At 68.0% G+C, this 9,409-nt stretch carries 8 protein-coding genes; 4 read left to right on the top strand and 4 right to left on the bottom strand.

What is annotated here, in order from left to right; translation table 11 throughout:
- Positions 1–70: 70 nt before the first annotated feature.
- The 4 genes from G3N93_RS26655 to gor all read left to right on the top strand — a co-directional run bounded on the left by G3N93_RS26655 (position 71) and on the right by gor (position 4,438).
- The gene (locus G3N93_RS26655) at positions 71–766 is read left to right on the top strand and encodes a YoaK family protein (protein ID WP_206134310.1); all 696 of its coding nucleotides are present in this window, start codon (positions 71–73) and stop codon (positions 764–766) included.
- Between the two features lie 341 nt (positions 767–1,107).
- Positions 1,108–2,229 (top strand): porin, encoded by a 1,122-nt coding sequence (locus G3N93_RS26650; RefSeq protein ID WP_011353454.1) that lies wholly within the window; start codon positions 1,108–1,110, stop codon positions 2,227–2,229.
- 375 nt (positions 2,230–2,604) lie between these two features.
- Positions 2,605–2,835, top strand: coding sequence for a hypothetical protein (locus G3N93_RS26645; protein ID WP_174937566.1), 231 nt, complete (start codon positions 2,605–2,607; stop codon positions 2,833–2,835).
- Positions 2,836–3,079: 244 nt separating this feature from the next.
- Positions 3,080–4,438 carry a glutathione-disulfide reductase gene (gene gor, locus G3N93_RS26640; protein ID WP_206134309.1) on the top strand — a complete coding sequence of 453 codons (1,359 nt, stop codon included), beginning with the start codon at positions 3,080–3,082 and terminating at the stop codon, positions 4,436–4,438.
- Between the two features lie 76 nt (positions 4,439–4,514).
- On the opposite strand, the gene G3N93_RS26635 is transcribed toward gor, so the two are convergent.
- From G3N93_RS26635 to G3N93_RS26620, 4 genes are all read right to left on the bottom strand, one after another.
- On the bottom strand, positions 4,515–5,816 hold the full coding sequence (locus G3N93_RS26635) for an FAD-binding oxidoreductase (protein ID WP_206134308.1): 1,302 nt from the start codon (positions 5,814–5,816) through the stop codon (positions 4,515–4,517).
- Positions 5,817–5,841: 25 nt separating this feature from the next.
- The gene (locus G3N93_RS26630) at positions 5,842–7,146 is read right to left on the bottom strand and encodes an FAD-binding oxidoreductase (protein WP_206134307.1); all 1,305 of its coding nucleotides are present in this window, start codon (positions 7,144–7,146) and stop codon (positions 5,842–5,844) included.
- Positions 7,147–7,257: 111 nt separating this feature from the next.
- Entirely contained in the window at positions 7,258–8,841 is a 1,584-nt protein-coding gene (locus G3N93_RS26625; protein WP_174937574.1) for a DUF3138 family protein, read from the bottom strand.
- A 116-nt stretch (positions 8,842–8,957) separates the two neighbouring features.
- The coding region (locus G3N93_RS26620; protein WP_206134306.1) for an ABC transporter permease subunit at positions 8,958–9,409 on the bottom strand (452 nt) is incomplete at its 5' end.

The raw sequence follows: 9,409 nt of genomic DNA, 5'->3' as shown, positions 1-9,409 counted from the left end.
CCGGCCGGCAGGACTGAATTTCGCACCGCCCGCCGCGCGCGGCCGGGCGGCGCGCACCACGGGAGGCTCGATGGATCTCGACGGCGCCAGCCGCAATCTCACTGTCGCCGCGTTGCTGACGCTGTCCGGCGGCTACCTCGACGCGTACACGTATGTCGGCCACGGCCACGTGTTCGCGAACACGATGACCGGCAACGTCGCGCTGCTCGGCATCAACCTGTCGGCCGGCGAATGGGCCGCCGCGCTGCATCACGTGCCGCCGCTCGTCGGCTTCGTGATCGCGGTGTTCGTCGCGCACCTGCTCGGCCTCGCCGCGCAGCGCGGCTGGATGAAGCACACGGCGTTCGCGAGCCTGCTCGTCGAGATCGCCTTTCTCGGTGTCGCCGCGAGCGGCCTCGTCGGCGCGTCGAGCGCGTGGCTGATTCCGGGCATCTCGTTCGTCGCGACGCTGCAGACGCTGTCGTTCACCCACCTCGAGGAACTGTCGTACACGTCGGTGATGACCACCGGCAACCTGCGGCGCGCCGCGCAGAAGCTGTTCGTCGGGCTGATCCCGCGCTACGACGCGGGTGCGCTGCACGACTCGGCGCTGCTCGCGACGATCAGCTGCTGCTTCCTCGCGGGCGCGGTGGTCGGCGGCCTCGTCACGCGGCTCGTGCCGGAGGTCGCGCTGTGGGGCGCCGTGCTGCTGCTCGTCGGCGCGTTCGCGGAAATCGTGCGACGTGCGTGGCGTCGGCACACGGCCGACGGCGGGCCGGCGGCCTGACCGCGCATCCTGCGGGCGCATCACGGCGTGCGCCCCGTGCGTGTGCCCGTACGTGCGCCCGTAGCGCGGCACTTGCTGCACGATCCTTACAGTCCCGACATGCCGTAAGCCGCGCAAGCGGTCGCTGCCATGCGGCGCCCGACGCCCGCCGGGCAAGCCTCGCACGCTCAGCGTTGTGCGCGGGCGACAGTTCCGCCGTTACCGCGCATTTCAATTTCTTTCAGCGATTGCACTCGTCATATGATTCAGCCCACATCGCGCGCGCCAAGAACGTGAGCGATCGCCACCCGGCTGCGCACGCGGCCGGCCATGAATGGAGACACCTACAAAAAGGAAAGCTCATGAAGCAGACCACCCGACTCGCAGCCATCGCAGGGGGCGCCGCGCTCGCATTCGCCAGCCAGTACGCGGCCGCACAAAGCTCGGTCACGCTCTGGGGCGTCGCCGACGCCAGCATCCGCTACCTGACCAACGCGAACGCCAAGAACGACGGCCTGCTGTCGATGACCAACGGCGCGATCACGAACAGCCGCTTCGGCATCTACGGCACGGAAGATCTCGGCGGCGGCCTGAAGGCCGTGTTCAACCTCGAGAGCGGCGTGAACCTGCAGAACGGCGCATTCGCCGACAGCGGCCGCCTGTTCAACCGCGCAGCGTACGTCGGCCTGCAGAGCCCGTACGGCACGGTGACCCTCGGCCGCCAGAAGACGCCGCTGTTCGACCTGCTGTCGGACACCTACGATCCGCTGACCGTCGGTAACTACCTCGAAAACGCATGGCTGCCGGTCGCACTCGGCGGCGGCCTGTATGCGGACAACCAGATCAAGTACACGGGCAAGTTCGAAGGCCTGACCGCGAAGGCGATGTACTCGACCGGCACCAACTACGAATCGACCGGCGCGGGCGGCTTCTCGGGCCAGATCCCGGGCTCGCTCGGCAAGGGCAATGCGTGGGGCGTGTCGCTGTCGTACGTGATGGGTCCGCTCAGTATCGCGGCCGGTGCGCAGCAGAACAGCGACAACTCGGCGCGCAAGCAGACGATCTACCACGCGAACGTCGTGTATGCGTTCAGCAAGGCGAAGATCTACGCGGGCTACCTGCGCTCGAAGGACGACACGGGCTTCGTCGACAGCCTGCTCGCGCAGCAGTCGATTCCGGTCGCGAAGGGCACCGGCCGGATCGACGACGGTCCGTTCGCGGGCGTGAGCTGGCAGGTCAGCGCGCCGCTGACGCTGACGGGCGCGTTCTACTACGACCATATGCGCAATGCGATGACCACCAACGGCACGCTCGCGAGCGGCAACCGCTACGCGATCGTCGGCATCGCCGAGTACGCACTCAGCAAGCGCACGGAAGTCTACGGCACCGTCGACTTCAACAAGACGAACGGCGCGGCGAACGTCGAGCTGCCGGGTCGCAGCAACCAGACCGGCATCGCGATCGGCCTGCGCAATATCTTCTGACGAACGTCGGAACGCATGGGCCGGCAATCGTCCGGCATGCATCGAAGGGGCGCCGCGAGGCGCCTCTTTTTTTTCGTCACGCGACCTTCATACGCGCATTCGACTATTCGGCGAATGCTTCATCACGAGACCCCCGCGCCGTAAGGGTTCCGTCGGCAATCCAGAACATACTTTTACAGTGCGCGCGAAGCCTTTCCGCTACGCTGCGTGCATCGCCCGTTGCGTGCCGTCAGGCGTGCGCGTGCGTCGTTCCGGTGGCGCTCGGCGAGTGCGGCCGGCCTGGTGCGTAACTTGTGTATCCGGTGATGACAATCGCGGTCCGCCGGTTTTTTTCGTGGGACGATGCGCTCACGATTTTCTTGAAAGGGGATGACGATGGGTATCCTGAACACCGTGGGTGAAATCGCTGGCGCAGTCGCCGCTGTCGAAGGCGCGGAGAAGCTGGATCCGGATGCGGGCCTGCTGACCAAGGCGGCAGCCGCCGTCGCCGGCTTCAAGGGTGCGGAAGCGCTCGAAGGCCTGGTCGAAAAGAAGAAGGAAGATCAGCCCGAGCAGGCAGCGGACGACACGCAGGCGACGGACGGCAGCGACACGTCGCAGGCATGAGCATGGCGGCTGGTCCGGCCGTGGGTGCGCCCTTCGCGCGCCCGGGCGGACCGGTGCCGCGCAGCCGGCAGGTCGGGCATGCGGTCGATCGGTGACGCATGACACACCCGGCAGCCGGTTTGACCGGCGAGAGGCAACGTCTCTCGCCGTTTTTTATTGGGCGCGCGCCTGGCCGCACCATGCGCCGCAAGAATTCCGGAATCTTGCTATCGTGCCTTCATCCGAACTGCGATGAGGGAATGCGATGGAATTCGACTACGACCTGTTCGTCATCGGCGCCGGCTCGGGCGGCGTGCGGCTTGCGCGCATGTCCGCGTCATACGGCGCGCGTGTCGGCATAGCGGAAGAAGAGCAGATCGGCGGCACCTGCGTGCTGCGCGGCTGCATTCCGAAGAAGCTGCTCGTCTATGCATCGCACTACCCGCATGAAGTCGAGGACGCGAAGGGCTTCGGCTGGACCTTCGGCGCCGGCACGCTCGACTGGCCCGCGCTGATCGCCGCGAAGGATCGCGAGATCAACCGGCTGAGCGACATCTACATCAACCTGCTGCGGCAATCGGGCGTCGAGATGCACGCGGGGCGCGCGACGCTCGTCGATGCGCACACGGTCGCGATCGGCGACCGCACGATCCGCGCGCGCCATGTCGCGATCGCGACCGGCTCGCGCCCGTCGATGCCGGCGCGGCCGGGCATCGAGCACGCGATCACGTCGCGCGAGGCGCTGTCGCTTGCCGCGCTGCCCAAACGCATCGCGGTGGTCGGCGGCGGCTATATCGCGGTCGAGTTCGCGGGCATCTTCAACGGCTTCGGCAGCCACGTCGACCTGTTCTATCGCGGCGAGAAGATCCTGCGCGGCTTCGACGACGACGTGCGCCAGTTCCTGACCGACGAGATGACGAAGCAGGGCGTCACGATCCACGCACGCTCGGTGGTCGAGTCGATCGAGCGCGCGGACGACGGCACGCTGAGCGTGCGCGTCGGCGATGCGCGGCACGGGCCGTACGACCAGGTGCTCTATGCGACCGGCCGCGTGCCGAATGTCGACGGGCTCGGGCTCGAACAGGCGGGTGTGGCGCTCGACGCGCGCGGCGCGATTGCCGTCGACGCGTATTCGGCGACGTCGGTGCCGTCGATCCATGCGATCGGCGACGTCACGTCGCGGCCGCAGCTCACGCCGGTCGCGACGCGCGACGGCGGGCTGCTCGCCCGCACGCTGTTCGGCGGGTCGCGCGTCGCGGCCGATCACGAGTGGGTGCCGTCGGCGGTGTTCAGCCAGCCCGAAGTCGCGACGGTCGGCCTCACCGAGGCGACCGCGCGCGACCTGTACGACGGCGACGTCGACATCTACCGCACGTCGTTCAAGGCGCTGCGCCATACGCTGTCGGGCCGCGACGAGCGCACGCTGATGAAGCTCGTCGTCGCGCGCGACAGCCAGCGCGTGGTCGGCGCGCACATGGTCGGCCGCGATGCGGGCGAGATCATCCAGGGCATCGCGATCGCGATTCGCGCGGGTGCGACGAAGGCGCAGTTCGACGACACGATCGGCATTCACCCGACCGCGGCCGAGGAGTTCGTGACGATGCGGCAGAAGGTGGCCGACTAGCGGGCGCGCGTCGCGCACGGCGGCAAAGGAACGGCTGCGCTTCGGCGCGGCCGTTTCTCGTTGAGGTGGCCGTCGCTCAATGCACGCCGAACGCGTCGAGCAGCCGGTACCAGCTCATCGCGAGCACCAGCGCCGGCGTGCGTAGCGCCTCGCCGCCGGGGAAGTCGCGATGGCGGATCTTGTCGAACAGGTCGAAGCGGCTTGCCTGTCCGTTGATCGCCTCGGCGATCAGCTTGCCCGCGAGCGCAGTCGTGTTCACGCCGTGTCCCGAGAACCCCTGCGCAAAATACATCGTCGGCGCGATGCGGCCGAAGTGCGGCGCGCGGTTCATCGTGATGTCGACGAAGCCGCCCCATGCGTAGTCGACCTTCACGTCCGCGAGCTGCGGGAACGTCTTCAGCATGTCCGCGCGCATCGCCGCGGCGAGATCGCGCGGCTCCCGCGTCGAATAGCTGACCTTGCCGCCCCACACGAGCCGCGAGTCGGGCGCCGGCCGGAAATAGTCGAGCACGAAGCGGCTGTCGCAGATCGCCGCGCGGGCAGGCATCAGCGCGGCGACGCGCGCGTCGCCGAGTGGTTCGGTCGCGATCACGTAGGTGCCGACCGGCATGATCTTCTTCGACAGCGCGGGCGCAAGCGTGCCGACGAAGGTATTGCATGCGAGCACGACGAAGCGCGCACGCACGTTGCCGCCGCTCGTCTCGACGACATGGCCGCCCGCGACGTCGCGCACGCGCGTCACGCAGCTGTCCTCGTGGATGCGCACGCCCGCATCGGTCGCCGCGCGGGCGAGGCCGAGCGTGTAGTTGAGCGGATGGAGGTGACCGCTGTCCGGGTCGTACAGGCCGCCGCAATAGCGCTCTGACTGCACGTAGTCGCCGAGTTCGTCGGCTTCGACGAAGTGAAAGCGGTCGTAGCCGAAGCGCTTCGCGGCTTCGTCGCGCCAGCGTTTCAGCGCGTCGGCGTCGCGCTCGGTGTTCGCGGCGGTCAGGTAGCCGGGCACCAGCGCGCAGTCGATGTCGTGCTGCGCGATGCGCGACTTCACGAGCGACAGCGTTTCGAGCCCCATGTCCCAGACGCGCTTCACGTCGCCTTCCGGCATGAATTGCCCGAACGTGTCGATGTCGCACGCGAACCCGCCGATCAGCTGGCCGCCGTTGCGGCCGCTCGCCGCCCATCCGACCCGCGACGCTTCGAGCACGGTCACCGAATGGCCGCGCTCGGCGAGGTTGAGCGCGGCGGACAGGCCCGTGAGGCCCGCGCCGATCACGCACACGTCGGCATCGATCGTGCCGGCGAGCGGCGCGTGGCGGGTCGTATCGTTGGCAGTCGCCGCGTAATAGGACGCGACGTGCGGCTGGTTGGCGAATGTCTGCATGGTCAGGAGAACGGAGAAAGTGGGCTCAGAACAGCTCGCGTACGCGGTGATACAGCATCCCGAGTTCGAGCGCGGGTTGCCGCCAGGCGTCGCCGCCGGGGAAGCGTCGGTGCCGCATGCGCGCGAACAGGTCGAACGCGCGCGTGTCGCCGGCGATCGCGCCGGCGACCGCGCGTCCGGCAATGCCGGTGAGCGCGACACCGTGGCCGCTGAAGCCCTGGACGTAGAAGAAGTTCGGGTCGAGTGCGCCGAAATCCGGTGCGCGGTTGCGCGTGACGTCGACGAAGCCGCCCCACGCGTGGTCGACGCGCACGTCGCCGAGCTGCGGGAACACGCCGACCATGCGGCGCCGGATCGTTTCGGCAAGCGTGGCGGGCGACGCGCCGGCCGAATTCGCGCGGCCGCCGAACAGCATCCGGTGGTCGGCCGACAGCCGGAAATAGTCGAGGAAGAAGTTGTTGTCGCACACGGCTTCGCGCTGTGCGATCAGCGCGTCGGCGCGCGCCTGGCCGAGCGGCTCGGTCGCGATGATGTACGACGCGATCGGCGCGATGCGGGCAGCCGTCGCGGCCGGCAATACGCCGCCGGGGCCCGCGTTGCAGCACGACACGACGAAGCGGCAGCGCACGTCGCCCGACGGCGTGCGCACGACGGGCCGCGCACCGCGCACGACGTCGAGCGCGGGCGTATGCGCATACAGCGCGACGCCTTCGCGTCGGGCGGCATCGGCAAGGCCGAGGCAGTACTTGAGCGGATGCAGGTGGCCCGACAGCGGATCGTAGCCGCCCGCGAGATAGCGTGTCGACGCGATGCGCGCACGGATCTCGCCAGTGTCGAGCCATGACAGCGACGGATGGCCCCAGCGTTGGCACGCGGCCTCCATCCACGCGTGCAGGTCGTCGATGCGGCGCGGCTTCGTCGCGACCGTCAGGTAGCCGCGCGTGAAGTCGCAGTCGATCCCGTAACGCGCGCTCCGCTCGGCGAGCAATGCGACGCCGTCGAGCGACAGCGACCACGCGGCGCGCGCGCCGTCGGCGCCGAGCTGCCGCTCGATCTCCTCGTCTTTCGCGAAGCCGGTGATCGCCTGGCCGCCGTTGCGACCCGACGCGCCCCAGCCGGGCCGGTGCGCGTCGATCACCGCGACGGACAGCCCGCGAGCACGGCAGTCGAGCGCGGTCGACAGGCCCGCGAAGCCGGCGCCGATCACGCAGACGTCGACGTCGATCGTCCCGTCGAGCACGGGATCGTCCACGGCGGGGCGCACGGCCGTCGCTTCGTAGTACGAGTCGCGCGCGAGCGCATCGGCGCGGCGGGTGAAAGACTGCGTCATGAATCCGACTCCCTCGTTGCAGCCGGCGGCGGGGCAGCGTGCACCGTCATCCGGCCGGTAAAAACGGCGCGGGACGCCGTGCGCGCGGCACGGCGTCCCGCGCGAGCTGCGTCAGAACGAATAGATGAACTGCGTCGCGAGCAGGTCGTTGGACTTGCCATACGATCCGTCGTTGCGCAGGAACACCTTGTTGTTCGCCCAGTCGTGGCGGTATTCGACCTTCACGGTGATCTGCTGGGTCGGATAGAACAGCAGGTCGAGCGCGACATCCTGGCGCACGGCCCCCTTGCACTCGAAGCCCAGGCCGCCACCGGCCTTCGACATCGCGAGGCAGTCCGCGTCGACGCCGAAGCCGTTGTTCGGGTCCATCCCGTTGCCGTTCAGCGCGATGCCGCCACCGCCGCCGCCGTTCTTCGAGTTGGCGAGCAGGTCGTAGCGCAGCGTCACGCCCATGCGGCCGACCACCGGTGCGTTGAACTTGCGGTGCGCGAGCAGCGACAGGCCGTACCACTGCGCGAGTCCGCCGTTGAACGCCGCATGCTGCTGACGGCCGTAGTCGACTTCCGCGTTGTACTGAATATCGGCGAGCGTGTAGGTCGCGTCGAGTTCACCGAAGAAGAACGAACCATAGCCGCTCGGTGCCGCCCCGCCCGGGCCGTAGTGGACGACGCCATTCGCATCGATCGCGCTCGAGAGCGTCTGGCGGCCGATGTTGAACGAGCCGCCGAGATCGAGCGCGCTCGACCACGTGTAGTCCGCGCGCGCGGTGAAGGTCGGCACCTTGTTGCTGGTGGTGATCGGATCGCCGAGCGCGTTGGTGCCCGTCGTCGTGACCGAACCGTACGTGCGGTACTGCTCGTTGCCGAGGAAGAACTTCCACGCCCAGTTGCCCTTCGTGTAGTTCGCGCCGATACCGACGTAGCTGCCCGGATCCGAGAAATCGTACAGCAGGTTGTGCGTGAGCGTGAGCATCTGGTTCGACTGCTGCACCTCGTAGCCGCCGAAGCTCGGGATCAAACCGGCGACCAGCGTCGTTTCGGCGGTGATCGGCACGTTGACGACCGCGGTGTTCAGCAGGTTGTCGGTGATCGAGCCGCGCGAGTTCTGCAGCAGCGTGATGCCGTTGCCGCGGTTCGGCATCAGCGTGATTTCCGCCGACGGCGCCATCGGGCCGACGCCGAACGTCTTCTTGATGTCGAGGTACAGATCGCCGAACGTGCTGTTGAAGTAGTTGTACGCGTTCTCGTGGTTCGCGAACAGGAACGACGACGTGCCGGCCGCGCGGTTGTACATGTAGGTCGGGTCGATGTAGCCCGTCACCGACAGGCCGGCGAGCGGGCCCGTGTTGGCCGCGTCCGTCAGCGAGTCGACCTTCAGCTGCTGGTTCGCGATCTGCTGCTTCATTTCGCCGACTTCGTCGTTGGTCAGCGTGGCCTGCGCCTTGCCGTAGTCCGGCGAGCTCGGATCGACGGCCACGGCGACCGGCGCCGCACCGGCGCCGGCTCCGGCCTTCGTGCCGGCCTGCGCGGTCGCGGTGCCGCCCTTCGCCGACAGTTGCGCCTGCATCGCCTTCATCTGCTTCTGCAGCGCCATGACCTGCGCCTGCAGCGCCTTGATCTCGGCGGATGTCGAGTCGGCCAGCGCGATGCCCGGCAACGCGCCGGCCACCAGCAGGCAGATCAGTTTCTTCTTCATTGCGGATTCTCCTTGTCGTGCGCCTGTCAAATCGGAATCGAATCGCGCGCCCCCCCTGGGGCAGCGCGTATTGCTTGTCTGCAGTGCTTGTTATCGTTGAAGCAGGAGGCGAGGCGTCACGCCACCGCGAACGCCGCCTTCATGTCGGCGATGCGGCGCCGTTCGCGCGCGATCATCATCCGGTTCACGACGATCACGCCGATCGTCACGGCCGTGATGAACAGCGTCGCCAGTGCATTCATCTCCGGGTTCAGCCCCAGCCGCACACGCGAGAACACCACCAGCGGCAGCGTCGTCGAGCCCGGCCCGGAAAGAAACGCCGACAGCACCAGGTCGTCGATCGACAGCGTGAACGACAGCAGCCAGCCCGACAGCAGCGCCTGCGAGATCAGCGGCAGTGTCACCACGAAGAACACCTTCAGCGGCGTCGCGCCCAGATCGAGCGCCGCCTCTTCCAGCGACTTGTTCATCTCCTTCACGCGCGACTGCACGATGATCGCCACGTACGACACGCACAGCATCACGTGACCGATCCAGATCGTCACCATCCCGCGACCCTTCGGCCAGC

This window comes from Burkholderia sp. Se-20378, from assembly GCF_017104665.1.
GTDB lineage: Bacteria > Pseudomonadota > Gammaproteobacteria > Burkholderiales > Burkholderiaceae > Burkholderia > Burkholderia lata.
This window is presented reverse-complemented; position numbering and strand designations above follow the sequence as displayed.

Excerpts from the sequence above, each read along its gene's own strand:
- G3N93_RS26655 (WP_206134310.1), top strand. The coding sequence starts at position 71 with ATGGATCTCGACGGCGCCAGCCGCAATCTCACTGTCGCCGCGTTGCTG.
- G3N93_RS26650 (WP_011353454.1), top strand. The coding sequence starts at position 1,108 with ATGAAGCAGACCACCCGACTCGCAGCCATCGCAGGGGGCGCCGCGCTC.
- G3N93_RS26645 (WP_174937566.1), top strand. The coding sequence starts at position 2,605 with ATGGGTATCCTGAACACCGTGGGTGAAATCGCTGGCGCAGTCGCCGCT.
- gor (WP_206134309.1), top strand. The coding sequence starts at position 3,080 with ATGGAATTCGACTACGACCTGTTCGTCATCGGCGCCGGCTCGGGCGGC.
- G3N93_RS26635 (WP_206134308.1), bottom strand. The coding sequence starts at position 5,816 with ATGCAGACATTCGCCAACCAGCCGCACGTCGCGTCCTATTACGCGGCG.
- G3N93_RS26630 (WP_206134307.1), bottom strand. The coding sequence starts at position 7,146 with ATGACGCAGTCTTTCACCCGCCGCGCCGATGCGCTCGCGCGCGACTCG.
- G3N93_RS26625 (WP_174937574.1), bottom strand. The coding sequence starts at position 8,841 with ATGAAGAAGAAACTGATCTGCCTGCTGGTGGCCGGCGCGTTGCCGGGC.